The sequence below is a fragment of the Arenibacterium sp. CAU 1754 genome (assembly GCF_054482635.1).
This window is the reverse complement of sequence record NZ_JBTLRG010000005.1, coordinates 258,820-282,939: the sequence shown is the minus strand read 5'-3', so window position 1 is coordinate 282,939 and position 24,120 is coordinate 258,820. Positions and strand designations below refer to the sequence as shown.

At 63.4% G+C, this 24,120-nt stretch carries 21 protein-coding genes; 8 read left to right on the top strand and 13 right to left on the bottom strand.

All coding sequences use genetic code 11. The annotated features are described in order from the left end of the window. The first annotated feature begins 2 nt into the window (after nt 1-2). A complete protein-coding gene (locus ACXYMO_RS17925; RefSeq protein ID WP_458880114.1) occupies nt 3-827 on the top strand; it encodes a CE1 family esterase in 825 nt (274 codons plus the stop codon). On the opposite strand, the gene mdoH is transcribed toward ACXYMO_RS17925, so the two are convergent. The 7 genes from mdoH to ACXYMO_RS17890 form a co-directional block, all read right to left on the bottom strand. Next, entirely contained in the window at nt 828-2,702 is a 1,875-nt protein-coding gene (gene mdoH, locus ACXYMO_RS17920; protein ID WP_458880113.1) for a glucans biosynthesis glucosyltransferase MdoH, read from the bottom strand. It abuts the gene before it with no gap. After that, nucleotides 2,699-4,201, bottom strand: coding sequence for an OpgD/OpgG family glucan biosynthesis protein (locus ACXYMO_RS17915; protein ID WP_458880112.1), 1,503 nt, complete (start codon nt 4,199-4,201; stop codon nt 2,699-2,701). Before ACXYMO_RS17915 ends, mdoH begins: the two co-directional genes overlap by 4 nt. Next, nucleotides 4,198-5,442 (bottom strand): OpgC family protein, encoded by a 1,245-nt coding sequence (locus tag ACXYMO_RS17910; RefSeq protein ID WP_458880111.1) that lies wholly within the window; start codon nt 5,440-5,442, stop codon nt 4,198-4,200. Before ACXYMO_RS17910 ends, ACXYMO_RS17915 begins: the two co-directional genes overlap by 4 nt. Nucleotides 5,443-5,462: 20 nt before the next feature. Then, a complete protein-coding gene (locus tag ACXYMO_RS17905) occupies nt 5,463-6,833 on the bottom strand; it encodes a tetratricopeptide repeat protein (protein WP_458880110.1) in 1,371 nt (456 codons plus the stop codon). 206 nt (nt 6,834-7,039) lie between these two features. After that, nucleotides 7,040-8,659: a thiamine pyrophosphate-binding protein gene (locus ACXYMO_RS17900; RefSeq protein ID WP_458880109.1), complete on the bottom strand. Its 1,620-nt coding sequence runs from the start codon at nt 8,657-8,659 to the stop codon at nt 7,040-7,042. Between the two features lie 75 nt (nt 8,660-8,734). Further along, nucleotides 8,735-9,217 (bottom strand): DUF302 domain-containing protein, encoded by a 483-nt coding sequence (locus tag ACXYMO_RS17895; protein ID WP_458880108.1) that lies wholly within the window; start codon nt 9,215-9,217, stop codon nt 8,735-8,737. Nucleotides 9,218-9,293: 76 nt separating this feature from the next. Beyond that, on the bottom strand, nt 9,294-12,551 hold the full coding sequence (locus ACXYMO_RS17890; RefSeq protein ID WP_458880107.1) for an acetyl-CoA carboxylase family protein: 3,258 nt from the start codon (nt 12,549-12,551) through the stop codon (nt 9,294-9,296). A 152-nt stretch (nt 12,552-12,703) separates the two neighbouring features. Here ACXYMO_RS17890 and selD point away from each other — a divergent pair, with 152 nt between their 5' ends. After that, entirely contained in the window at nt 12,704-14,878 is a 2,175-nt protein-coding gene (selD, locus tag ACXYMO_RS17885; RefSeq protein WP_458880106.1) for a selenide, water dikinase SelD, read from the top strand. Here selD and mnmH read toward each other — a convergent pair. Beyond that, a complete protein-coding gene (mnmH, locus tag ACXYMO_RS17880; RefSeq protein WP_458880105.1) occupies nt 14,845-15,921 on the bottom strand; it encodes a tRNA 2-selenouridine(34) synthase MnmH in 1,077 nt (358 codons plus the stop codon). The genes selD and mnmH overlap by 34 nt on opposite strands. A gap of 145 nt (nt 15,922-16,066) precedes the next feature. Between mnmH and ACXYMO_RS17875 the strand changes: the two genes are divergently transcribed. Next, nucleotides 16,067-16,525 carry a MarR family winged helix-turn-helix transcriptional regulator gene (locus ACXYMO_RS17875; RefSeq protein ID WP_458880104.1) on the top strand — a complete coding sequence of 153 codons (459 nt, stop codon included), beginning with the start codon at nt 16,067-16,069 and terminating at the stop codon, nt 16,523-16,525. On the opposite strand, the gene ACXYMO_RS17870 is transcribed toward ACXYMO_RS17875, so the two are convergent. Continuing rightward, nucleotides 16,522-17,187, bottom strand: coding sequence for an SOS response-associated peptidase (locus ACXYMO_RS17870; protein WP_458880103.1), 666 nt, complete (start codon nt 17,185-17,187; stop codon nt 16,522-16,524). The two genes, ACXYMO_RS17875 and ACXYMO_RS17870, sit on opposite strands and share 4 nt — an antisense overlap. Nucleotides 17,188-17,351: 164 nt before the next feature. On the opposite strand from ACXYMO_RS17870, the gene ACXYMO_RS17865 reads away from it, so the two are divergent. Beyond that, complete coding sequence (locus ACXYMO_RS17865; protein WP_458880102.1) at nt 17,352-17,696, top strand: hypothetical protein; 345 nt, start codon at nt 17,352-17,354, stop codon at nt 17,694-17,696. A 44-nt stretch (nt 17,697-17,740) separates the two neighbouring features. On the opposite strand, the gene ACXYMO_RS17860 is transcribed toward ACXYMO_RS17865, so the two are convergent. Further along, nucleotides 17,741-19,300, bottom strand: coding sequence for a bifunctional metallophosphatase/5'-nucleotidase (locus tag ACXYMO_RS17860; RefSeq protein WP_458880101.1), 1,560 nt, complete (start codon nt 19,298-19,300; stop codon nt 17,741-17,743). 128 nt (nt 19,301-19,428) lie between these two features. On the opposite strand from ACXYMO_RS17860, the gene ACXYMO_RS17855 reads away from it, so the two are divergent. The 3 genes from ACXYMO_RS17855 to arsC are packed head-to-tail and all read left to right on the top strand — an operon-like array spanning nt 19,429 to nt 21,163. Continuing rightward, nucleotides 19,429-19,767 carry a DUF952 domain-containing protein gene (locus ACXYMO_RS17855; RefSeq protein WP_458880100.1) on the top strand — a complete coding sequence of 113 codons (339 nt, stop codon included), beginning with the start codon at nt 19,429-19,431 and terminating at the stop codon, nt 19,765-19,767. Further along, nucleotides 19,764-20,822, top strand: a complete 1,059-nt coding sequence (locus tag ACXYMO_RS17850; RefSeq protein ID WP_458880099.1) for a quinone-dependent dihydroorotate dehydrogenase — start codon at nt 19,764-19,766, stop codon at nt 20,820-20,822. The genes ACXYMO_RS17855 and ACXYMO_RS17850 overlap by 4 nt, the downstream gene beginning before the upstream one ends. Beyond that, the gene (gene arsC / locus ACXYMO_RS17845) at nt 20,819-21,163 is read left to right on the top strand and encodes an arsenate reductase (glutaredoxin) (RefSeq protein WP_458880098.1); all 345 of its coding nucleotides are present in this window, start codon (nt 20,819-20,821) and stop codon (nt 21,161-21,163) included. The genes ACXYMO_RS17850 and arsC overlap by 4 nt, the downstream gene beginning before the upstream one ends. Before the next feature lie 3 nt (nt 21,164-21,166). On the opposite strand, the gene ACXYMO_RS17840 is transcribed toward arsC, so the two are convergent. The 3 genes from ACXYMO_RS17840 to ACXYMO_RS17830 are packed head-to-tail and all read right to left on the bottom strand — an operon-like array spanning nt 21,167 to nt 23,422. After that, on the bottom strand, nt 21,167-22,489 hold the full coding sequence (locus ACXYMO_RS17840) for an MATE family efflux transporter (protein ID WP_458880097.1): 1,323 nt from the start codon (nt 22,487-22,489) through the stop codon (nt 21,167-21,169). A gap of 4 nt (nt 22,490-22,493) precedes the next feature. Further along, the gene (locus ACXYMO_RS17835; RefSeq protein ID WP_458880096.1) at nt 22,494-23,003 is read right to left on the bottom strand and encodes a PaaI family thioesterase; all 510 of its coding nucleotides are present in this window, start codon (nt 23,001-23,003) and stop codon (nt 22,494-22,496) included. Next, nucleotides 23,003-23,422, bottom strand: coding sequence for a PaaI family thioesterase (locus tag ACXYMO_RS17830; RefSeq protein ID WP_458880095.1), 420 nt, complete (start codon nt 23,420-23,422; stop codon nt 23,003-23,005). Before ACXYMO_RS17830 ends, ACXYMO_RS17835 begins: the two co-directional genes overlap by 1 nt. Nucleotides 23,423-23,545: 123 nt before the next feature. On the opposite strand from ACXYMO_RS17830, the gene ACXYMO_RS17825 reads away from it, so the two are divergent. Continuing rightward, entirely contained in the window at nt 23,546-23,914 is a 369-nt protein-coding gene (locus ACXYMO_RS17825) for a MerR family transcriptional regulator (RefSeq protein WP_458880093.1), read from the top strand. Nucleotides 23,915-24,120: the final 206 nt, after the last annotated feature.

The following is a 24,120-nucleotide window of genomic DNA, read 5'->3' as shown; positions in this document are numbered from 1 at the left end:
GTATGCGATTGGGTTCTGCGCTGGGTCTGGCGTTTGCGGCATCGACAGCCGCGGCCGGATGCGGCCCCTCGCCCGACGCCTGCCCGATTGCGGGCGGAGAGTATCATTTGGAATTGCCCGGAGCCGAGGCGGAGAAACCGCCGGTTTTGATGTTCCTCCACGGTGCGGGTGGCAACGGGCAAAACGTAATGCGCAACCGGACGATGGTCGACGCGGCGCTGGCACGCGGGTACGCGGTTCTGGCCCCGACTGGCGCGCGGCAGTTTCGCGGAGGCAAGGGTCGGCTTTGGGTATTTTACCCCGGCTGGGAGGGGCGGGACGAGACCGCCTTTCTGAAATCGGTCATTCAGGATGCAACACAGCGGTTTGACATCGACCGGGGGCGGGTCTTGCTGGCCGGGTTTTCCGCCGGGGGCTTCATGGTGCATTACCTGGCCTGCGCCGCGCCCGAGACTTTTGCCGCCTATGCGCCGGTGTCGGGCGGATTCTGGCGGCCCCATCCGACCGCGTGCAAAGGGCCTGTCAAATTGTTCCACACCCATGGCTGGCGCGATACCACCGTGCCGATGGAAGGGCGGTATCTGGGCAACGGACGGTTTCAGCAGGGCGACATTTTTGCCGGGCTTGAGATTTGGCGTCAGGCGAACGCCTGCCCCGATCAAAGCCCCGACGGGTATGCGCAAACCGGCGATTTCATGCGGCGCGTTTGGAGCAAATGCGCACCGGGCAGCGCGCTGGAGTTCGCGCTGTTTCCCGGCGGCCATGCGGTGCCCAAGGGGTGGTCCGAGATGGTCATCGACTGGTTCGAAACGGTCACCGGGCGCTGATCACTCCGCCGGGGTCACGCCCCGCGCCCCCTCCAGCATGCTGCGCAATTCGGCGCGATAATGGCGCGCGGCCTTGGTGATTTCAGGTTCCCGGTACATTTCACGTGTGCCCATCCAACGTCTCGCGCGGGCCGGCAGTGCCATGCCGCTCAGCATAGAAAGCGGTACCGCGAAAACCAGGCTGACCGCGATCGGCAAAAGCCAGAGCGACACCATGCCTGCAGCCATCCCAGAAAAAAGCGCCGCGCCGCTGAGTGTTTCGAGCGCGTGGCACAGCACCACCGTGCGCAGACCATAGCGCCCGCCGTCGCGCAGTTGCGGGGACCAACCCCGTTGCAGGCCCAGAACGGTACGGGACACGGCGATCATCTGTTGCACCATCAGGATCGGCGCATAAAGGATCGACAGCAGGATTTCCGACAGGAAGGACAGCAAAAACCGCAGCGGCCCGCCGTAATCGGCAAAGCGTCCGCCAGTCAGCGGCAGCGCGGCAATGCCCATCAGCTTGGGCGCAAGCAGCATGGCGTACATCAGCACGATGATCAGCACGTGGCGCCCTTCGGTCATTTCGGGCCATGTGGGCATCAGGGGATTTGCCTCGCTGAAATAGGTCAGAACGCTGGCGTCCTCGCCCTGCCCGATCAGCGCCCACATCACCAGCAGCGCGAACCAGATCGGCGACAGCAGGTATCCGATGGCCCCATGGAACAGGTGGAACCGCGACATCGACCGGAACCCGCGCGCACCCAGCAGGCCAAGGTGTTGCAGGTTGCCCTGGCACCAGCGCCGGTCGCGCAGGACGTGATCGATCAGGGTCTGCGGCGTTTCCTCGTAACTGCCGCGAATGCGCGGCAGGAACCGCACGCCCCACCCGGCGCGGCGCAGCAGGCTCGCCTCGACGAAATCATGGCTCATGATCAGGCGTTCGCGCCCGGTGAGACCGCGCAGGTGCGGCAGGCCCGCACAGGCGGCAAAGGCCGCCGTACGGATGATGGCGTTGTGGCCCCAGTAGTTGCCTTCCTGCCCGCACCACCGGGCCATGCCCTCGGCCAGGGCGGCGCCATAGACGCCGTTTGCAAATTGCTGCATCCGGGCAAAAACGGACTGTGCGCCGATCAGGTGCGGAAAGCTCTGGATCAGGCCGGCGCCGGGGTCGGCGGCAAGGGCATCGGCCAGCCGGGTGATGGCGCGGCCGGTCATCAGGCTGTCCGCATCCAGGACAAGCATCGCATCATACCCCCCGCCCCAGCGCGCGACCCAATCGGCAATATTTCCGACCTTGCGGTCAGTGTTCAGCACCCGGCGGCGGTAATAAAGCTCGCACCCGGGGCTGAGCGTCGATTGCAGGGCCTGAACGCTGGCCTGTTCCTGTGCCGCGATGGTATCGTCGCGGGTGTCGGACAGGACAAACATGGCAAATCGGTGCCCGCCGCCCCGCGTCCGTAGTTCTTCGAGCATGGACCGGGCATTGCCAAGCACGTACCAGGGCACCTCGTTATGGATCGGCATGAGCAGCGCCATACTGAGCGGCGGTGCCTTGCGTGCCGATCTGCGCGGGGCGGCCCGGCTGAGCGAGACAAGGCCCAGCAAAACGGTGCTGACGGTGAAGCTGATCCAGAAGAAATTGAACGAGATCAGGGCGAGAAGCGTGCCTTCGATCCAGCTGATCCCCATATCGGAAAACCAGCCATGCATGACCCAGAGCAGGGCCGCCGTTGCGGTCATGGCGGGGCTGAAGGCCAGGACCCGCCACAGGGAAACGCCGCGTTCCGGCGCCGCTCCCGGGGCGGTTGCATCGTGATAGGGCGCGCTGAAATCCTGCACCGGCATGGGGCGCGGCGTTTCGGGCGGCATGATATGGAGATCGGTGTTCATGCGGTCCACCGGTAGAGCCAGACTTCGCTGGCGGGGGTGCCATCGCGGCGCAATTGGGCGCGCAGTTCGACCAGGGGGCGATCCCCCGGATCGAAGGAAAACGCCAACCGCAATCCGCCCGTTTCGGGGTTGCGCTGCAAGACACCGGCGCTGGTTTCCACATGGGGCGAGGAGATATGCGCGGTGATCGCGTCAGGCCCGGCGTCAAAGGCCGGATCGGATTCAAAATCGATTGTGACGATGCGCCCGCCTTTGAGGCGAGCGCCGGTGCGGGTGTTGATGACACGCGGCAGGCCGGTCTCGACGGGGGCCTGGGCGCCCCACGTCAGGCGATAAGCGATGTCATGGCGCTGACCTGTTGCCAGCGGGGTTTGGGGCCGCCAGTAGGCGACGATATTGTCATAGATTTCCTGATCCGCGGGGATTTCGACCAGGGTCACGGCCCCCTGCCCCCAATCGCCATGTGGTTCTACCCAGACGCCGGGGCGTTTGTGATAGAGCGCCTCGAGATCGGCAAAATCGCCAATGTGGCGGGCGCGTTGCATCAGGCCGAACCCACGCGGGGATGTATCAACGAAGGACGACACCTGAAGCTGTTTCGGGTTGGCCAGCGGACGCCACAAAACCTCGCCCGCGCCATTGAGGATCATCAGCCCGTCATTGTCATGCACCGCCGGCCGGAAGTCATCGAACCGCGTGCGGTTGGTTTCGTCAAAGAGAAACATGCTGGTCAAAGGGCCAAGGCCCACGTGGGTCAGGTCGACCCGGGGAAACAGGGTGGCCTGAACCTCAATCACGCATGCCGGGCCGGGCGTGATGTCAAACCGGTATGCGCCCGTTACGCTCGGGCTGTCGAGCAGCGCATGCAGCACCAGGTTGCGCTGACCGGGGCGCGGCGTTTCAAGCCAGAAATCGGTGAACTCGGGAAATTCCTCGCCCATGGGATCAGCGGTTTTCAGGGCAAGGCCACGGGCCGACAGGCCATAGATCTGATCGAACCCGATGGCGCGGAAATAGGAGGCGCCCTGAAAGACGCAGAATTCGTTTTTGCGGCCCGGTTCGGTCAGTTCGGTGCGCAGACGCAGCCCGGAAAAGCCAAGCGTGTCATCGACGGGCAGCGCGGGCACCTTGTCGGTCCTGTCGAAATCGGCAAGGTCGAAGGGCACCGGCTGGGCCATACCTTCTTGCACGGTGTTCACGTGGATGGCGCGCGGGAAATATAGGCCGGGGTGGAAAAAATCGACCTCGTAAGGGGTGTCACTGCCACGCCACAGGGCCGCGTCATGGCGGAACCAGATGGACTTGTATTGCTCATAGGTGAGGTCGCGCCAAGCCTGCGGAACCTCGGGTCGCGGCTGATAAAGGTCGGCGGCGCGGCGTCTGGCCTGTTCGACCACCGTGTCGTGGGAAAACGCCTGCGCCGAGGCTGCGCCGGGCGTCGCCGCAAGCAGCGCGGCGGCCGAGGTGGAGGCGAGAAAGGTCCGACGGGAGAGGATCATGCGCGTTTGCTCCGCCAGGGATGCGATTTGAACCACCCTGCGATGTAGGCCACGCAGATGATCAGGGCAAAGCCGATCAAATTGATAAGCGCAAAGGTGCCGAAGCTGCGCCCGATCTCATCCAGTGCAAAGCCAAGAAGGCGTGCGATGGCCATGGAGAAGACAAAGACCGCCAGGGATTGCTGACCGACCTTGGTAATCACGGTCAGGGCCACTTGCCAAAGCTGCGCGCCGGCGCCGGTGCCCGTGGCGCGCAGGTTGCGGCCGTTTTCGCCGGCAATGACCCAAGCGAGATAGGCCAGCGCAAGGAAATGCACGTATCGCAGGATCGAGAAATCGGTTTTCGTCCGGAAATCGAACCCGGTATTTTCGGCGAACAGGCGGAAACCGGTCCAGACCTTGCGGATTTCTTCCGCCAGATCGGCGTTCAGCGCCTCAATCCACAGAAACACCTTCCACGAACCGAACGGCGCCGAAAAGATCAGGAATGTTGCGCAAACCCAGACGAGCGTGCGTGAAATCGGCGGGACCGGAATCCAGCCGCGCATGAAGGCGAAGCCGGTAAAGAACAGCAGTTGCCAGCCAAAGGGATTGAAGAACCACGACCGGTCTGACCAGGGTTCGGCCGGGGGGCTGAGATAGCCGAGGTTGGCAGCGAACCAGATGGCGATGCTGGCGGCGGCAACGGCGGCAAACCCCAGTCGCGACAGGGCGACATACAGCGGCATCAGGGCCAGCACGACTAGGTACATCGGCAGGATGTCGAAATAGTTGGGCACGTATGTCAGAGTGAACAGCCCGACGATCTGCGGTATGGGATCGTCGAAGAAATGCTGCAGGTTCAACCCGTTCACATAGCTGCGGCCGAAATCGCCATAGGTGTCCAGCGCGGCCATCATCATAGCGGTAAAGAAGAACAGTCCGATATGGGCCCAGTAGACCTGCCAGATGCGGAATGCGACGCGCGCCGTGCCCATCAGCCACCCCTTGCGCGCAAAGGCGCCGCCAAAGGCGATGGCCGAGGCCATGCCCGAACAGAACACGAAGATTTCGGTCGCATCGGAAAACCCGAACCGCGCCGGGATCCAGTTGGCCCAGATATTGTTGGGGATATGGGCGATCAGGATGATGAACATCGCGATGCCACGATAGAAATCAAGCCGCGGATCGCGCGTGGTGGCGGGGACCTGCGCGGTGGCCGCAACGGCGGCAAAATCGGAACTGGGCGAAATGGTCGCCATGGTCTTTTCAGCCTTGTTTCTTATTGCGCCGGAACGCTGTGGGCGCTGGTCAGGCCGCGCCCGGCGTCGATCAGATCGCGGCGCACAGCGGTATATCGATCCTCAGAGCCACCCCGGTGCGACTGGCGTTCGGTCAGGATGCGCTCGGCCTGATCGAGGCACCCGGCGCGGATGCCCGCATCGATGGTCAGGCGTTCAAACACATCCCTCTGGGCGTGGCTGCCCCCGGCCCGCTGCAGGGTGGCCCGGGCCCGGACGAGATGCCGGAACGCCACGTCATAGCGCGCCTCGCCAAAGGCCTGCAGCCCTTCGGCGGCATCCACGCCCGGACGCGCCATGCGTTCGTCGGACTCAGAGGCGTTGCGCAGCGCATCGGCGTGGATGCGTTGCAGCATCTTGCGGGTTTCATCGGCCCGGTTGTCCGCTGTCAGCGCCAGAAGGTAATGCAGATCGGCAAAGATCAGGCTGCCGTCCTCGGTCCGTGCAGCAGACAGATCGGCCAGTTCCTCCCACCGGGGGCCCACATCGATGCCATCAAGTTCCAGCCGGGTCAAAAGCGAGGTGGCGTTCGAGATATCGCGGCAATCGTCGGTCTTGTTGGCCCGGATCTGGGTATCATAGAGGTCGAACACCGTGTCGATCTGGCCCTGATCCAGGTGCATCAGCGCCTTGTGCCACCAGACGTGATAGCGAAAGTTGTTGCAATGGGCCCAGGCCGCCTCGCGGCCCGTCAGCCATTCAAGGCCCTGATCGGCACGGCCCGTCATGTCATGCACATGGGCCACCGCATGCAGGCCCCATGCGTCATTGGGCGCCATCCACAATGCCTGCCGCCCGGCAATTTCAGCGCGATGATATTCGCCCGTTTCCTCAAGCGCGAAGGCGTGACACCCCAGAAGATAACCGCGCGCGGCATGGTCCGGCGCATAGGCGGGCAACACCCGTTCGATGGAGTCGCGCATGCCCGCCGCATCGCCCAGCACAAAGCGGATCGCATGGCCAAGTTTCATCGCCAAAGCATCGCAGGGACAGATCGCAAGTACCTGTTCCATCTCGGCAATGGCAATGCCGGGTCGCCCGGCAAGCCAGCCTTCAAGCGCTTTGACATAGCGAATTTCCCGCTCGCTTGCGCCCGACTGCGTCAGCGCGGTTTGCGCCGCGGCCAGTGCGTCGATGGCGGTTTGCAGCAATTCGCGCCGGCCCAGAAGCAGGTAAAACAGCCCCTTGACCGCATGGCCCATGGCAAAGCCGGGTTCGGCCTGAAGCACTGCACCGAGATGGCCAGGTGTTGTGGCGGCATGCGCAAGGAACCCCAGCTGCGCCGCGTTCCAGTCCTGCAGGCTTTGATCCGAATTCAGGCTGACGGGCTGTCCGAAAACGTCATGCTTCATACCGGGGTCCAATCTGTGTCAAATGGGGTTCGCTCATCGAGCAATAACAAAGACTAACGGCGTGAAATAAAACTATCGACACTGCTAACGCATTGGTGAGAACCCGTGTGCAGACACGGGATGAATGTTACGGATTTCGGGGCAAACAGGCGGTACATCCGCCGCCCTGGACAGATCAGGCGCGCGTTTCCGCCGATTTGGCGCGTTCAGATGCGTCCATCATACCCGCCGCGGTCTATTTCGGCGGCAATCACGGTGAAAGTGTTACATTTTTGGGCGTCGATCAGCGCCGCGCGCAGTGCGTCGCGGTTTGTTACAGTCACCCCGGCCCCGCCAAAGGCCCGTCCGATGGCGGCAAAGTCATGGCGGGCGAAATCGACGCCGGTGTTGGGCATCTGGCGCTGGCGTTGTTTCAGCTCGATCAGGGCAAGGCTGGAATCGACAAAGACCACGAAAATGACAGGCGTTTCCAGTTCGGCGGCTGTGGCCAGCTCACCGGCAACCATCAGGAACCCCGCATCACCCGAAAAGCTGACCACCGGGCGGTCGGGCTCGGCCAGTTTCATCCCGATGGCCAGCGGCACGGCGCAGCCCATGGTGCACAGGCCCGAGGATTGAACGAGGTCGCGCGGCTGGGCACAGGTCCACATCTGGGACAGCAGGATGCGATGTGCGCCGCTGTCGGCGCTGGCCAGCGTGTTGTCCGGCAGCGTGGCGCGGCATTCGGCGATCACGGCGGCCGGACCCCATGTGTCGTCGCTCGGAAAGGCGCCCGCCAGCGCCTGTTGCGTCGCCCAGGGCGCGCCGTTCGCCCATGTCCGGCGCTCGGTCCCGCCCTGGGCCAGCGCCTCGAGCGTGGTGCCGACATGCGCGACAAAGTTCAGCCCTGCCTGGTGCATGTAATGGTCATTGGCCACGGTTGAAATGTCGATGACGTTCTGGGTGGCCGGGTCCCAGACGTCGCGCCATCCGGGACGCATCTCAATGGGATCATAGCCGATGGTCAGGATCAGGTCGGCCTGTTTCACCAGTGGCAGCAAATGGCTGTCGGCCAGGGGCGACAGGCCCGCAGCCCCCAAGCACAAGGGGTGCGTTTCGGGCAGGATACCCTTGGCCTTGTAGGTTGTGATGAAGGGGATGCTGAAGAGTTCGACAAAGGCCTCAAGCACACAGCCGGACCTGTCCGACAGCATGTCCAGCCCGATGATGGCGATCGGCTTTTGCGCCTGTCCCAGCCAATCGCGCGCCTGTGCCAGATCGGCCCCCTGCGGGGCGGTTGGACTGGCCGCGGGTCGGCGGCGGTCGGGCGGAACCGGGACCTGTGTATCGGCCACGGATATGGGCACGTCGATATGCACCGGACCGGGGCGCGGGTCGGTCGCCGTGGTCACGGCACGCTCGGCGATGATGTCCGCACCTTGGGACGTCAGGAGAAAGCTGTCCTTGGTGATCGGGCGGAACACGGCCTGATGTTCCAGCACCTGATGGGTGTAGGTCAGCGCCTCGTCCGCGTCGACACAGCCCGTGAGCACGATCATCGGCACCCGGTCCTGATGGGCGTTTGCCACCACGTTCACCCCGTTCAGCGCGCCGGGACCAAGGGTCGCCACCAGAATGGCAGGCGCTCCGGTGCGGTGGTGCACCCCTTCGGCCATGAACCCGGCGGCGTTTTCATGTTTGGCCAGGATGAATGCGATCCCCGCCTTTTCCAGTGCATCGACGATGGTCAGAACCTCGCCCCCGGGCATGCCAAAGGCGTGACGGCAGCCTGACTCGTACAGGCGTTGGGCCAGAATGTCGGCGGCGCGCAGGGTGGTGTCGGGCATGGATCACTCACTGAGATGTTTGTCCCTGCAAAGCGGGTTGCTCGCCACTATGCAAGGGCTGTCACGCGAGTGTGACTAGTTCACCGCCGCATGTGCAATGGCGGCGAAACGGTCATCAAGCTGCGCGGCAAGCGCCATCAGTGCGTCGCCGCCTTCGTCCGTGTAGGGGGCAAAGACAAAGCTGGGCGTTTTATAGGACAGGGTGGCGGTGCCGTCCGGGTTTTCGGTGACATAGAGGCGCACCGGGGCCTCGATCATGGCAGCGGGGGACAGGTTCAGGATTTTCACCGCGAAATCGTTGTTGAACACGCCTATGACCCGGTTGCCGGGGATGGTGATGCCGCGATTTGCGGCCGACTGCGTTGGCCCGGCCTGTGTCACGACGCCCATCTTGTTGGCCCGGGTCGCGGAGATGACCGCATCGATCAGATCGCCATGGGTTTTGGTGGTCGGGATCACGACCCAGCCGTCGCGCGCGGCCAGTTGGTCGGCAAGGACAGGACCGCCCGGCAAGGTCCAGAACAAGGCAAGCAGCAGCAGGAATGGTTTCACCGGCATCCTCCCTTGGCAAACACGCGGGTGCGCTTGCCTGACTCTATGCCACTGATCCGCACACGCGGTATTAACCTTGTCGTTACCGGGTCGGTTCGGGCCGGATGTCGAGCCCTTTGATAATCCAGTCGCGGGTGTCCATAGGGTCGATGACCGCGTCGATCTCCTGCAGCGAGGCAACGTTGAGCGCACTGCCTTCGCGATAGGATTGGGCGACCAGATCATCGAACAGGGCCTGGCGTTTCGCCGGGTCGGTTTCCGCGTCAAGTTCGCGTTTAAAGCCGAGTGTCACCGCGCCTTCCAGACCCATGGGGCCAAATTCGCCGGTGGGCCACGACAGGGTAAAGGCGGGCGCGACAAAGCTGCCCCCGGCCATGCCCTGCGCGCCGATGCCGTACCCCTTGCGCAGGCAGACAAAGAATAACGGCTGTTCCATCTCGGCCCCTGCGGCCAGCAGATCACAGGCCGCCTGCACCCCGCCCGCGCGTTCGCTGTCGGGGCCAACCATGAAGCCGGGCGTATCGCACAGCGACAGGACCGGCAGCGAAAACCGGTTACACAGACGGATAAAGCGCGCCGCCTTGGCCGAGGCGGGCGCATCCAGCGCGCCACCCAGGTGATGGGGGTTGTTGGCGATCAGGCCCATGGGGCGGCCTTCGATCCGGAGGAACCCCGCGACGATGCCCGGGGCATGGGCGCGGCCCAGCTCCAGAAAGCTGCCGGTGTCGGCCAGCAGGCCGATCACGCTGCGCACATCATAGGCGCGCAGGCGGTTTCCCGGGATTACATGGCGCAGTGCGCGCTGATCTGCGGCGGACCAGTCAACCAGATTGCCCTGGAAATAAGACATCGCCTTGCGCGCAGCCTCGGTCGCCTGTTCCTCGTCCTCGACCAGGATATCGACAAGGCCGATTTCGGCCTGTTCCGGGGCGGGGCCGATCTCCTTGGGATCAAAGGTGCCAAGGCCGCCCGCCTCGATCATGGCGGGGCCGCCAAGGCCGATCCACGACTTGCGGGTGGCGATCTTGATATCGCCCGCCCCGAAAATCGCCGCGTTTCCGGCAAAACAGTACCCCGAATTCACGGTGATGCGCGGCCCGCGCCCCTTCATGCGCGCAAAAGCATGAAAGGTGGTGATATCGAGCGCCGCGCGTTTGATGTCTGCGAAATCCACATCGCCCGGCCGCCCGCCACCGCCTTCGGTAAAGAAGATCATCGGCAGGTGCTGGCGTTCGGCCACCTCGAACAGGCGGTCGGTTTTCATGTGGCCGAACATGCCCTGGGTTCCGGCCATGACGCTGGCGTCATAGGCCAGCACCGCCACCTGTGCCGTGGCGCGCGGCACCAGACCGGCGTTGACCTCGCCCAGGCCGGTGATGATGCCATCGGCGGGGGATTGTTTGATCAGGTCCTCGCGGTCGCGGCGGCGGCGTTGGGCGGCCACGACCAGTTGGCCATATTCGTGAAAGGTCCCGCCCCGGCACAGGTCATTGACGTTTTCGCGGGCCGTGCGCTGACCGCGCGACCGGCGGCGCGCCACCGCATCGGGGCGGTTTTCATCAAGGGTAAAGGCCAGACGATCCTGAAGCGCCTGCAAATCGGGGCGGATTTCGTCAAGGTCACGCTGTGCGGTGTCAGCCCCGCTGTCTTGTGCCGTGTGATCAGGTTCAAAGCTGAGCAACGGGGCAGCGGCGCTGACCACGGTGCCCGGTGCGTTCAGCACGTCGATCACGGTACCGGCGGCAGGGGCGGTCACCACGTGCTGCATCTTCATCGCCTCGAGGATGACCAGTTCATCCCCCGCGGCAAACCGGTCGCCCGGCTGCGCATTGATGGCATGTATCATCCCCTGCATCGGGGCGCACAGGGCCTCGGCCCCCTGCGGCAGGGTCAAGGCGGCGCTGGCCGATGGTGCGGGCGCAGCGGCCGGGGTGGCCGCGATCCGGGCCGGCGGCAGGGCGGCGATGTCCTTGGCCCCGACAAGGCCGCGATCGACCGAGGTAACATCAACCGCCCACGTGGCCAGTTCGGGACGGCCCAGCAGGGCCCGCAGATAGTCCGTATTGGTCGGTGTTCCGGTGATCTGGAATTCGGACAGGGCGCGTACTGTTCGGGCCAGCACGCCGGACAGATCGCCCGAGCGGTCATGCACGATGAGCTTTGCCAGAAGCGAGTCAAAGCCGGGGTTGGTGGTGTAACCCGGGTAGCCATAGGTATCGACGCGCACCCCCGGCCCGCCGGGTTGCTGGAACGCGTTCAGCGTGCCGCCGCCGGGCAAGACCTGACCGTCGGGGCCGATGGTTTCGGCATTGATACGCGCTTGAATGGCGATGCCCTGGGGCGCAGCCGGGGTGCTCTCCAACCCTAGATCGGCCAACGTGGCCCCACCGGCCAGGTTCAGTTGCAGAGCAACAAGATCGAGGCCTGTGATTTCCTCGGTAATTGTGTGTTCGACCTGGATGCGCGGGTTCATTTCGATGAAATGAAAACTGTCTGACGCACCGTTTGCCTCAACAAGAAATTCGACGGTTCCAAGACCGCGATACCTGGCAGCCTTGCCCAGCGCCACTGCCGCGTCCAGCAGGGCGGCGCGGAGTGTTTCGCTGAGAAAGGGCGCAGGCGCGATCTCCACGATCTTCTGGTGGCGCCGCTGCAGGGTGCAATCGCGGTCCCACAGGTGGGTGACGTTTTCGCCGTCGCCGATGATCTGCACCTCGATATGCCGTACCGGGTCGAGGTAGCGTTCGCCATAGACCGCGCCGTCGCCAAAGGCGGCCTGCGCCTCGGCCCGGGCCTGGGCCAGGGCGCTGGCGATATCGTCCCCGCTGTGCACGACGCGCATGCCGCGTCCGCCGCCGCCGTTCACCGCCTTGATCAGGATCGGCGCACCATTCTGGGCCTCAAGAAAGGCCTGCGCCACCGTGGCCGAATCCAGCGGCCCCGAGCCGCCGATCACCGGCACACCGGCCTGGCGCGCAAGATCGCGCGCGGCCACCTTGTCGCCCAGCGCGCGCAACGTTTCGGGCGCGGGGCCAACGAAGATCAGTCCAGCCTCACCACAAGCAGCCGCAAAGTCGGCATTTTCGCTGAGGAACCCATATCCGGGGTGCACCGCGTCACAGCCCGCATCGCGCGCAATCCGGATGATCGAGGGAATGTCCAGATAGGCCGCCGCCCCCGTCAGCGGCAACTGCGTCGCCCCGTCCGCACCGGACACATGGAGCGAGGGTGCATCATCGCCGGAAAAAATCGCGTGTGTTTCGATCCCCAGGGCCGCCGCGCTACGCGCCACCCGGATTGCAATTTCGCCGCGGTTGGCAATCAGCAGTTTGGAGATCATGTCATCTGGCCTTTTGGTCGTCACACAGGACCGCCCGCAGAGCCCCCCAGTTCCTGTTATCAGCATGGGGCGCGTCTGGACCAGCGTGTTTGTCGCGGTCACATTGTGGTGCAGCGCCTTGCGCCGGGCGCAAAACCACATAAAAAACGGTTATGAAAAACGCCTCATACCCCCTGACTGACGATATCGTGCTGATTGGCGGCGGGCATACCCATGCCCTTGTGCTGCGCAAATGGGGGATGGCGCCGGTGCCCGGTGCGCGGTTGACCGTCATCAACCCGGGTCCCACAGCGCCCTATTCGGGGATGTTGCCCGGCCATGTGGCCGGCCATTACGGGCGGTCCGATCTGGATATCGATCTGGTGCGCCTGGCGCGGTTTGCCGGGGCGCGTGTGATCCTTGGCGCGGCGGATGGCATCGATTTGAACGCGCGGCAGGTGCATGTACCGGGGCGCCCGCCGATCGGGTTTGACCTGTGTTCGGTTGATGTGGGGATTACATCGCAAATGCCCTCGCTGCCCGGGTTTGCCGAATTCGGCGTTCCGGCCAAGCCGCTGGGCGCCTTTGCGCAGGCCTGGCGCAGCTTTCTGGACGGCAGCGGCCCGGCGCGTGTCGCGGTGATCGGCGCGGGCGTGGCAGGGGCCGAACTGGCCATGGCGATGGCCCATGCCCTGCGCGAACGGGGGCGTTTCGACGCGGTGACGCTGATCGACAATGCAACCGCCCTGTCGGCCACCGGAGAGGCCAGCCGCAAGCGTATTCTGGCACAGATGGAAAGCCTGGGTATCACGCTGCGCGAAAACACGGCAATCGCGGCGTTGGAACAGGGCAAAATCCGGCTGGCGGAGGGCGGTGACATCGCCGTGGATTTCGTGACCGGGGCGGCAGGCGCACGGCCCCATGACTGGATCGCCGAAACCGGGCTGGATCTGACAGACGGGTACATTACCATCGATGAAACCCTGCGCAGCAGCGACAAGGCGGTCTTCGCCGTGGGCGATTGTGCGCATCTGAGCCATGCGCCCCGCCCCAAGGCCGGGGTCTATGCGGTGCGCGAGGCGCCATTTCTCTACGAGAACCTGATCGCCGCCCTGACCGGGGCGCGCATGCGGGCGTATCAGCCGCAAAAGGATTACCTGAAACTGGTGTCGCTCGGGCGCAAAAACGCCTTGGCGGAACGGTTCGGTCTGGCGCTGAGCGGGCCGTTGATGTGGCGTTGGAAGGATCACATCGACCAGAAATTCATGAACCTGTTTCGGGACCTTCCCGCGATGGAGCAACCCGATCTGCCCGCGCTGCGCACGCGGGAATTGGACGCGGCGATGGGCGACAAACCCCTGTGCGGCGGGTGCGGGGCAAAGGTCGGGCGCGATGCCTTGCGCGGCGCGCTGGCCGTGTCCGAACAGACGATGCGCGATGACATAACACCCCTGCCCGGCGACGACGCAGCGCTGTTGCAGACAGGCGGTGTGCGGCAGGTGATCACGACCGACCACCTCCGCGCGCTGACGCTGGACCCGGTGCTGATGACACGGATCGCGGCCCACCATGCGTTGGGTGACATCTGGGCCATGGGCGCCGCGCCGCAGGCCGCGACCGTTTCGCTGATCCTGCCGCGCATGTCCGAGCGGGTACAGCACCGCATGCTGAGCGAGATCATGGAGACCGCACGCGCCGTCATGCGCGAGGCCGGGGCCGACATCGTGGGCGGGCATACGTCAATCGGGGATGAACTGACCATCGGCTTCACGCTGACAGGTCTCTGCGACAGCGCGCCGATCACGCTGGCCGGGGGACAGGCGGGCGATGCGCTGATCCTGACCAAACCGATTGGCAGCGGCGTGCTGATGGCCGCCGAAATGCAGGCGCAGGCGGATGGTGCGTATGTCGCGGCCGCGTATGAGCAGATGACGACATCGCAGGGCGCGGCCGCAGGAATTCTGGCCGGAGCGCATGCGATGACGGATGTGACCGGGTTTGGCTTGATTGGGCATTTGACCGGCCTGTGTGAGGCCTCGGGCCTGGGCGCGACACTGAACCTGAACGACGTTCCCGTCATGGAGGGGGCGGTTGCCCTGTCCGACGCCGGGGTGCAGTCATCGCTTTATCCCGAAAACCGCGCCCTGGCCCCGGGGGTTTCCGAAACCGCGCGGACAAAGCTGTTGTTTGATCCACAGACGGCAGGCGGGTTGCTGGCGGCGGTCCCGGCGGATGAGGCGGATGGGCTGATCGAGGCATTGCACGCAGCAGGGTATCCGGCGGCACGGATCGGGGACCTGACAGAGGGCGTCCCCTACGTTACCGTGGCAGGCGCTGACCCCATCTGAGCGACCAGACCGGCGATTTGATCAGCGGCTTTTTCCAGTCCGCCCGCCCCCAGGTCGTCAACATCGACCTGCGCCACCACATCGGCGCCAACCGCCTTGCGTGATTTTTCATAGGCCGGGTCGTAATGTTGCTCCATCAGGGCCTGCGTCAGCCCGCGCTTGTCGCCCACCGCGATCATCTCGCTCCAGGCATCAACCACCGCATGGCCACGAAATTCGCGCAGATAGCCAAGTTTCTGGGTAAGGGTTTTGGTGTCCGACAGCACATCGTCATAGGCGCGCACAAGGTAATCTGCGCGGGCCGAAATCGGGGCGCTGATCTGGATGCGCGGGGCTTTTTTCAGGGCCGCCCACAGGCTGGGCGGCAGAATGCGCTCGCCGATCTTGCTGGATTCAGCCTCGATCAGAACCGGGCGGGCGGGATCAAGCGCGCAAAGACGTGCGGCAAGGCGGGATTCGAACATTTTCTGGCTGGGTTGTCCGCCCGGCATGTTGCCCAAAAGCGAGCCGCGGTGCCCCGCGCCCCCCTCAAGGTCGAGCATCTGGATGCCGCGCGCCTCGGCCATGTGCAGAAGTTCGGTCTTGGCCGTGCCGGTGTAGCCATCCAGCGCGATCAGCCGGTGCGGCAGCGGATCGTCGTAGAGCATCCGTTTCACAAGGCGGCGATAAGTCTGATACCCGCCTTCGATCGTCTCGGCCCGCCATCCGATCTGGCCCAGTATCCACGCAAATGACCCGGACCGTTGCCCGCCACGCCAGCAATAGACCAGAGGACGCCAGCCGCCATCATGGTGGGTCAGGTGTTTTTCGATATGTTCGGCGGCATTGCGGAACACCAGCGCGGCGCCGATCTTGCGGGCGAGGAACGGGCTCTGCTGGACATAGATCGTGCCGACCTCGGCGCGCTGATCATTGTCCAGAACCGGCAGGTTGATCGCCCCCGGAATGTGGTCCTCGGCAAATTCGGCAGGGCTGCGCACGTCGATCACGGTGTCAAACCCGTGATCGAACAGATCGGCCAGCGATGTGAACGCGCGTGTCATGTGCCCCCTCTAGCGCGCCGGATCGGCAAGCGAAAGACGAATGGTCCGATAAGCGCACAGATCATAAGTGTACTTGTCAATTGAGCCCATTTTGCTCAGGATGGTGAGGGTGTCACATTACCGGGACGGGAGGTCAGGCTTGCCAATGGAAATTTACGCTATGCCCGGCCATTTGATCCGCCGGCTGAACCAGATTTCCACCGCCCTGTTCATGGAGCGCATGGGCGAGGCCGGGCTGACCCTTACGCCGGTACAATTTGCGGCCCTTGCCGCTTTGCGGGAAAATCCGGACATCGATCAGGCCACCGTGGCCGGACTGGTGGCCTATGACCGCGCAACCTTGGGCAAGGTGATCGACCGGTTGGAATCCCGCGGCCTAGTGCGGCGGTCCACCTCGCAATCGGACCGGCGGGCAAAAGTGCTCACCCTGACGGACGCGGGCATTGGTCTCTATGAAAACGCCCTGCCCCATGTGCAGGCAATCCAATCCGAAATGCTGGCCGGTCTGGATGAGGACGAGCGCGACACATTGGTGCGTCTGCTCGACAAGGCCACGATGGCCGCGAACGAACGCAGCCGCGCCCCGCTGAAGCGGCGCGGCTAAGCGGCGTCAACCGGCTCGATCAGCTGTGCGCCGCTGGCGCGATTGGAATTCACCGCCGGATCGACGCGAATCCATTCGAGGATTCCCTCGGCCCCCGGCTGCATCAGCCGCGCGGCCCCTTTGCCCTGCTCACCCAGCCACAGCGCCCAGTCATCGGGTTCAAGGATCAGGGGCATGCGGTGATGCACCGCAGCGGCCGCGGCGTTGGCGGCGGTGGTGATAATGGCACAGGTGTCAATGGGATTTTCCGTGCCCCAGCTTTGCCAGATGGCGGCAAAGGCAATGGGCGCGCCATCACGGCGGCGGAAATACCACGGCAGGCGTTTGCCGTCGTCGGTTTTGGTCCATTCATAGAACCCGTCGGCAACAACAAGGCCGCGCCGGTCGCGGCAAGCGGATTTGAAAGCGGGTTTTTCGGCCAGAGTTTCGGCGCGGGCGTTGATCAGGAGCGGGCCGCCGTTTTCCTCTTTGTACCAATGGGGAATGAACCCCCACCGCATCCCGACCAGACGGCGCCCGGTTTCCCCCTGTCGCACCACATGGACCTGATTGGTCGGGCAGACATTGTAGTTGGGCACGTGGGGCAACTCGTTTGACGGCTGGGCGGCAAACAACTGGGCCATCGCATCGGGCGGCAGGGTAACGGCGAAACGTCCACACATATGGGCCACGCTAATGATATCGGGCGCAAAACTCCACGGTCGGATTGCCAGCGACCCTCAGACGAATTGCGCCGGTCCGGGGCGGCCAAAGCGAACGGGTGACGGGCGGCATCGATTTGTCATAGCCTTGGGACATGACGACAAAAACAGGGAAGGCGCAGACCATGATCATCGCATTAGTGCAAATACCGCTGGACGGGCCAAAGCGTCCGCATGAAGACGTCATCGCACAATCGCTGGAGTCGACGAAGATTTTTCACAAGGTGAAAGGTCTGCGCCGCAAATACTATCTCAACTGCGAGGCGGGCGGCGGCGGCGTTTACGAGTTTGCCACCCGCAAAGACGCCGAAGCCTGGTTCAACGAAGACTGGGCCAACTGGATGGAAGGCCGGTTTGGCGTGCGCCCGACGCTGACCCTGTTTGATACCCCGGTCGTACTCGACAACGAGGCGGACGAGGTGCGTGTCGATGGCCATAAAGTGTCCGCGCCATGGAAAAAGGCCGAGTGATCGCATCTGATCACCCGGCCCTTTTTGTCGTTTTCCAGCCTGACTTATTTCCGCGCGATGCGCCCGTCGGTATAGGGTTGATAGGGCGCGTGTTCGGCGAGGTATTCCGCCGTCACATCGGCCAGATCGGGGCCAAAGTCATAAGCGTTTTGCGCATCGCGGAACATCTTGTACCCGTCGCCGCCGTTGCGCACGTAATTGTTGGAAACGACGCCGTAGGTCTTGTCCATATCCAACGGCGCGCCGCCGACCATGATTTCGGTGATCCGGTTGCCCGGTTCGGCAGACGCGTCAAACACAAAGCTCATCCCGGCGACCTGAGGGAAGCGGCCTGCGCCCTCTTCGACCTGGCTTACCCCGTTTTCAAGCGCCTCTTTCAGAACCGCGCCGGTGACCTGGAACGTCGACAGCGTGTTCTGGAACGGCAGCACGGTTAGAACCTCGCCCATGGTCACATCCCCCGCGTCGATCGAGGCGCGGATGCCGCCGCCGTTCTGGATCGCGATTTCAATGCCCTGATCGCTGACCCGAGCCAGCATGGCATCGGCAATCAGGTTCCCCATGGTGCATTCCTGCGAGCGGCAGACCTCGCGATCTCCGCCAATCGGCTGATCGGTTTTGGCGACCACGGTGTTGCGGATTTCATCCAGCGGTTTGGCGGCCTCGGTGATGCGGGCGACGGTGGCGTCGTCCTCGGTCACGGCAGCGTCCATGATGATCGGCTCGCCCTTGGCCTCGGTCAGGGTGCCTGCGTCATCGAAGGTGACGTTCAGTTCGCCCAGAAACTTGCCATAGGCATAGGCCTGAACAATCGCCGTTTTGCCCACCATGGTGGGATAAGGGCCGACGGCATTTTCCGCCGTGTTGGACAGGTAGGTATTGGAATGCCCACCGACGATCACGTCAACGCCCGTGGTTTCGGCTGCGACTCGCTGATCGACGCGATACCCCGAGTGGGACAGAACGATGATCTTGTTCACACCCATTTCAGTCAGCTTGTCCACCTCGCCCTGCACGGCCTGAACCGGATCGGTAAAGATGACGTTGGGCCCGGGGCTGGCCAGTTCGTCGGTGTCCGGTGGGGTCAGGCCGATCAGGCCCAGCTTTTCGCCGCCGCGTTCAATGACGGTGGATTTTGCCAGTTTCCCGGCAAGAAGTTCCTCGCCGCTGACATCCGCATTGGACATCAGCACCGGAAAATTCACGGCGTCCATGAACCCGCGCAGAACCTCGGGGCCGTCGTCGAATTCGTGGTTGCCCACGGTCATCGCGTCATAGCCCATCTTGTTCATCATCTCGGCGGCAAGTTTGCCTTTGTAGTAGGTATAGAACAGGGTGCCCTGAAACTGATCGCCGCCATCGACGAGGATGGCGTTGTTGGTGCGGGTCCGGGCCTCAGTAATGGCCGTTACAAGGCGGGCGGAACCGCCGAAACATTTGCCTTCGGTATTGTCTTCGGGTTTGCAGCCGCTGTCATATTTGCTGATCGGTTCGAACCGGGCGTGAAAGTCGTTGGTATGCAGAATGGTCAGCGTATAGTCGGCTGAGGCGACGCCAGCAGTCAGGCCGAGGGCCGCAACCGTGGTCAGGAATCGGGTCAACATGGCAGTACTCCGGATTGAAAAACTGCCGGATGGTGCGCCGGTTTCCGCGTTCTTGTCAAAGACTCTCGACTTGCCGTTGCGGCAGGTTTTGGCTTGCGTCCAAACCTTGTGCAAGGCATCACCGCGCCATGCTGATATACAAGATTTTCCGCTCGGACGAATGGGCCGAACTGCAAGAAAACGGCGAAACCCGTGGCGCGCCGGTCGACCTGGCCGATGGGTTCGTGCATTTTTCCACCGCGGCCCAGGCGGCTGAAACCGCCGCAAAGCATTTTGCCGGCGAGGACGGTTTGATGTTGCTCGCGCTGGAGGCCGACAACCTGGGCGCGGCACTGAAATGGGAGCCGTCACGCGGCGGGGCGTTGTTCCCCCATCTCTATCGCGTGCTGCGCATGGAGGATGTGCTTTGGTCGCGCGACATGCCCCTTGTGGATGGCGTCCACCAGTTTCCGGAGGGATTGGAATGACGTTTCTGGAACGCCTCGCCCTTACCATCATGCACCGGATGGACCCCGAGCGTGCCCATGGCCTTGCGCATATTGCGCTTCTGGCCAATTTCGGCCCCCAGGGCGGGCCCGTAAGCTCGCCGCGCCTGCGTACCGAACTGGCCTCGCTTTCTCTGCCAAATCCCGTTGGCCTTGCTGCCGGGTTCGACAAGAACGCCACGCTGACGGACCCGCTGTCGCGCGTCGGCTTTGGGTTTCTAGAGGTCGGTGCTGTGACACCCCGGCGCCAGCCCGGCAACCCCAAGCCACGGCTTTTCCGGCTGAAACAGGATCGCGCGATCATCAACCGCTTTGGCTTTAACAACCCGGGGATGGAGGTCGCCGCGAACCGCCTTCGCGAAAAACCTGCGGGCATCCCCATCGGTCTCAACCTCGGCGCCAACAAGGACAGCGATGACCGCGCCGAGGATTATTGCCGCGTTCTCGCCCATTGCGGACCCTTCATCGATTTCGCCACCGTCAACGTGTCCTCGCCCAATACCGAAAAGCTGCGCGATCTGCAGGGTAAAGAGGCGCTGGCCGCGTTGCTGAACCGGGTGATGGAAACTCGCGCGGGCATGGCGCGGCCGATCCCGGTGTTTCTGAAGATCGCGCCAGATCTGAACATGGCCGAAATTCAGGACATTGCCGATGTGGCGCGTGAAACCGGCGTGGATGCGGTGATTGCAACCAACACCACCCTGTCGCGCGACGGTCTGCGCAGCAAAGACAAGGATGAGGCCGGTGGCCTGTCCGGCGTGCCGCTGTTCGAAAAATCGACCCGCGTTCTGGCGCGGCTGAGCGAGATGACAAATGGCGACATCCCCCTGATCGGCGTCGGCGGAATTTCATCGGCCGAAGATGCCTATGCCAAGATTTGCGCGGGGGCCTCGGCGGTGCAGATATATTCAGCGCTGATCTATCAGGGCCTGTCGCTGGTCGAGGAGATCGCCACAGGACTGGACCGGTTGCTGGAACGCGACGGGTTTGCCAATGTGGCCGAAGCCGTGGGCAGCAAACGTGAGGACTGGTTATGATCGAATATTGGCACAACCCGAGATGTTCGAAATCCCGTCAGGGTCTGGCCCTGCTGGAAGAAAAGGGCGCGGAGTTGAAGGTGCGCAAATACCTTGAGGATGCGCCGACGCCAAAGCAACTGACCGCCGTTTGGGAGGCGTTGGGCAAACCGCCGGTTGCGGAGATGATGCGCGCGGGCGAGGCACGGTTCAAGGAACTGGGGCTGAGCAAATTCGACGATGATGCCACCTTGCTCGCGGCGATGGCGGAAAACCCGATTCTGATCGAACGGCCCATTGCGATCAACGGTGCGCGCGCCGCCATCGGGCGCCCTCCGGAAAACCTTTTGGATATTCTCTAGGGCTCAGGCCGTGTGCGCCTGTGCCTCAAGAGCGGGGTACCGCAGGGCCAGCGTGATACCGCGCACGATGAAAGAAATCAGCAGGGCCAGCCACAGGCCGTGATTGTCCATCAGCGGCAGCAGAATGGCAGCGGCGGCGCAGTAGATCACGAAACTGATCGCCATCATGTTGCGCATGTCGCGGCTGCGCGTGGCGCCGATGAATATCCCGTCCAGCATCCACGCGGCAACGCCCACCAGCGGGGCGGCGACCATCCAGGGCAGGTAGATACGCGCCTCGGCCTGAACGGCGGTATCCTTGGCCATGACATCGATCAGCCAGGGGCCGAAGACGGCAAAGGCGAGGGACGTGACGACGCAGATCACCGCCCCCCAGCCCGAGGTCAGCACGACCGAGCGACGCAGGCGCGACGGGTCGCGCCGCCCGATGGCGCGCGCAATCAGGGTTTCGGCGGCAAAGGCGAACCCGTCCATCGCATAGGCGGTGATATACATGAACTGCATCAGCACCTCGTTCGCCGCGAGTGTCACGTCACCGAACCCGGCGCTCAGGAAAACGAACGAGGTGAAGATCGCCATCAGCATGGCCGAGCGCAGCAAGATATCGGTATTGACCAGCGCCATGTGGATCAGGCGGTCGCGGTCGAAAACGCGCACCCAGTCGCGCCAGTCGGGGCGCTCGAACGCCGAGCGGCAGAGGTAGAGCCCCAGCGCCGCGCCCGCGATTTCGGCGATGACGGTGGCGATGGCGACGCCCTCGACCCCCCAGCCCAGACCGAGGACGAACCACAGATCCAGCAGGATGTTGAGCCCGTTCATCACCAACTGAACCCAGAATACGCCCGATGTGCGCTCCATTGCGACAAGCCAACCGGTCAGCGCGTAAACGGCAATGGCCGCGGGAGCCGACCAGATGCGGATACTCAGGTAGGAGCGCGCCAGGCTTTCCACCTCGGGCGTTGCAGGCGAGAGGGCGAAAGCGCCCCAGAACAGCAGAGATTGCAGCAGGATCAGAACCGCGCCCCCTGCCCCGGCGATCAGCAAGGCGCGGGTCAGAAGGGCCGATACCTCGGCGCTGTCGCCGGCGCCTTCGGCCTGACCGACTAGGCCAACGGTACCCATGCGCAGAAAGCCGAAGAACCAATAAAGCGTGGACAGGATGATGCCGCCCATGGCCACGGCGCCAATCGGGGCCGCCTGCCCCATCTGACCGACAACGCCGACATCGACGGCGCTGAGGATCGGGACGGTGGCGTTGGACAGAACAATCGGCAGCGCGATGTGCAGCACGCGCCTGTGCGTCAGGTCCAGCTGGGCCTCGGCCACGGGATCAGGCCTTGGGCTGAGGCATCAGGAAATGCCCGGTTGCGGTTGCAAACAGCTTGTCCCGATTGTCCTGCCAGGCCTCGACCCGGACCGAGGCATAGCGCCGGCCAGACCGGTTCACCGTGGCGCGCGCATATGCGTCACGCGGCAGGCCCGACCGCAGGTAATCGACCGTGAAATCGATGGTCTTGGGCGGGCGCGGCAGATGGTCGACGGTAAGTTCGGTCGGATCCAGTTCACCGCTTTCCATTGCGGGCCACAGGACCGTCCAATTCAATGTGATGTTGGCGGTCACCTCAAGAAAGGCTGCTGTCACGCCACCGTGGATGGCGGGCAGCATCGGGTTACCGATCAGCTTGTCATTGAAGTTGAGGATCCCGGTCAGCTCATCGCCGCGGCGGTCAAAGGTGATGTTCAGAAAGCGGATATAGGGCACACCCTCGACCAGCGCGTTCAGCGCCCCGTCGCGGCGTTGCTTGATCACCTGAATGGGTTCCGGGCGGGGTCGTTTCATCACGCGGCCCCCACCGTGAACGACCCCGTGGCCGTGGCGACGGGGTGTTCGGTGTCGTCGTCCATGGCCTTGGCCCGCACAAAGGCCACGTTGCGGGTGATGTGGTAACAGGTGGCTTCGGCCACGATGGTCTGCCCCGGCGTGGCCGCGCGCATGTAATCGATTCGCAAATCAATGGTGGCGGTGGTGCCGCGGGCCTTTGGATGGCTCATCACCGCGGTGCCACAGCAGGTGTCCATGACGCTGGAAACGGCACCGCCATGAATGACTCCGGTCTTGGGGTCACCGATCAAACGTTCGTCATACGGCATATGCATCACCGCATGCCCGTTTTCGACAAGGGTTATCTCCAGACCCAGTTCGCGCGCATAAGGGAGCGCGTCAATAAACTGCTGGGCCATTTTTGCCTTATCCACCATTTGGGTGATGCTCCTGCATTTTCCTTGCCGACTAAAGAGCAGTCCGCCATGCAAAGGGCAAGCCCGGCTGTTGCGCTTGGTCAAACAACGCCTTACCGTCAGGTCAACGATGAAGAGATGCCCATGACTGACCCACGCCTGTCATTCAAAGAAATGTGCGCGGAATTCGACGTCACGCCGCGTACCCTGCGCTATTACGAGTATATTGAACTATTGCAGCCCGACCGGGAGGGACGTTCGCGTTTCTACGGCCCTCGGGAAATTGCCCGGATGAAGCTGATCATGCGGGGACGCAAGTTCGGCTTTCAGTTGGAAGACATCCGCCAGTGGCTGTTGATGTATGAAAACGAAGGCAACGTCGCGCAGATGAAAACCTTCATCGAATTTGCGGATCGCCAGCTTGACGAATTGCGCGCCCAGCGGGATCAGCTGGACGAGGCCATGGAAAGCCTGATTCAGCTGCGCGATGTCGCAGCCAAAGGGATCGAATAACCGTCGAATCCCTGCAAAGCGCGCAGGGCTACCGCCCATCGGCCATCTGATTAGCTGGTTTCCTCTCCCTGCCTTCTGCCCAGAGCGACGTAAAATATTTCGTGACGCTACGTTGACGTGACCTACAGTTACGTCAACTCACTTATGACGTCACGTTCGGCTTACGTGAACGTCAACTATCGTTGTATTTGACCCCGTGGACCCTC

Bases quoted from the DNA above. Each gene is read 5' to 3' on its own strand.
- ACXYMO_RS17925 (WP_458880114.1), top strand. From the start codon at position 3: ATGCGATTGGGTTCTGCGCTGGGTCTGGCGTTTGCGGCATCGACAGCC.
- mdoH (WP_458880113.1), bottom strand. From the start codon at position 2,702: ATGAACACCGATCTCCATATCATGCCGCCCGAAACGCCGCGCCCCATG.
- ACXYMO_RS17915 (WP_458880112.1), bottom strand. From the start codon at position 4,201: ATGATCCTCTCCCGTCGGACCTTTCTCGCCTCCACCTCGGCCGCCGCG.
- ACXYMO_RS17910 (WP_458880111.1), bottom strand. From the start codon at position 5,442: ATGGCGACCATTTCGCCCAGTTCCGATTTTGCCGCCGTTGCGGCCACC.
- ACXYMO_RS17905 (WP_458880110.1), bottom strand. From the start codon at position 6,833: ATGAAGCATGACGTTTTCGGACAGCCCGTCAGCCTGAATTCGGATCAA.
- ACXYMO_RS17900 (WP_458880109.1), bottom strand. From the start codon at position 8,659: ATGCCCGACACCACCCTGCGCGCCGCCGACATTCTGGCCCAACGCCTG.
- ACXYMO_RS17895 (WP_458880108.1), bottom strand. From the start codon at position 9,217: ATGCCGGTGAAACCATTCCTGCTGCTGCTTGCCTTGTTCTGGACCTTG.
- ACXYMO_RS17890 (WP_458880107.1), bottom strand. From the start codon at position 12,551: ATGATCTCCAAACTGCTGATTGCCAACCGCGGCGAAATTGCAATCCGG.
- selD (WP_458880106.1), top strand. From the start codon at position 12,704: ATGAAAAACGCCTCATACCCCCTGACTGACGATATCGTGCTGATTGGC.
- mnmH (WP_458880105.1), bottom strand. From the start codon at position 15,921: ATGACACGCGCGTTCACATCGCTGGCCGATCTGTTCGATCACGGGTTT.
- ACXYMO_RS17875 (WP_458880104.1), top strand. From the start codon at position 16,067: ATGGAAATTTACGCTATGCCCGGCCATTTGATCCGCCGGCTGAACCAG.
- ACXYMO_RS17870 (WP_458880103.1), bottom strand. From the start codon at position 17,187: ATGTGTGGACGTTTCGCCGTTACCCTGCCGCCCGATGCGATGGCCCAG.
- ACXYMO_RS17865 (WP_458880102.1), top strand. From the start codon at position 17,352: ATGATCATCGCATTAGTGCAAATACCGCTGGACGGGCCAAAGCGTCCG.
- ACXYMO_RS17860 (WP_458880101.1), bottom strand. From the start codon at position 19,300: ATGTTGACCCGATTCCTGACCACGGTTGCGGCCCTCGGCCTGACTGCT.
- ACXYMO_RS17855 (WP_458880100.1), top strand. From the start codon at position 19,429: ATGCTGATATACAAGATTTTCCGCTCGGACGAATGGGCCGAACTGCAA.
- ACXYMO_RS17850 (WP_458880099.1), top strand. From the start codon at position 19,764: ATGACGTTTCTGGAACGCCTCGCCCTTACCATCATGCACCGGATGGAC.
- arsC (WP_458880098.1), top strand. From the start codon at position 20,819: ATGATCGAATATTGGCACAACCCGAGATGTTCGAAATCCCGTCAGGGT.
- ACXYMO_RS17835 (WP_458880096.1), bottom strand. From the start codon at position 23,003: ATGAAACGACCCCGCCCGGAACCCATTCAGGTGATCAAGCAACGCCGC.
- ACXYMO_RS17830 (WP_458880095.1), bottom strand. From the start codon at position 23,422: ATGGTGGATAAGGCAAAAATGGCCCAGCAGTTTATTGACGCGCTCCCT.
- ACXYMO_RS17825 (WP_458880093.1), top strand. From the start codon at position 23,546: ATGACTGACCCACGCCTGTCATTCAAAGAAATGTGCGCGGAATTCGAC.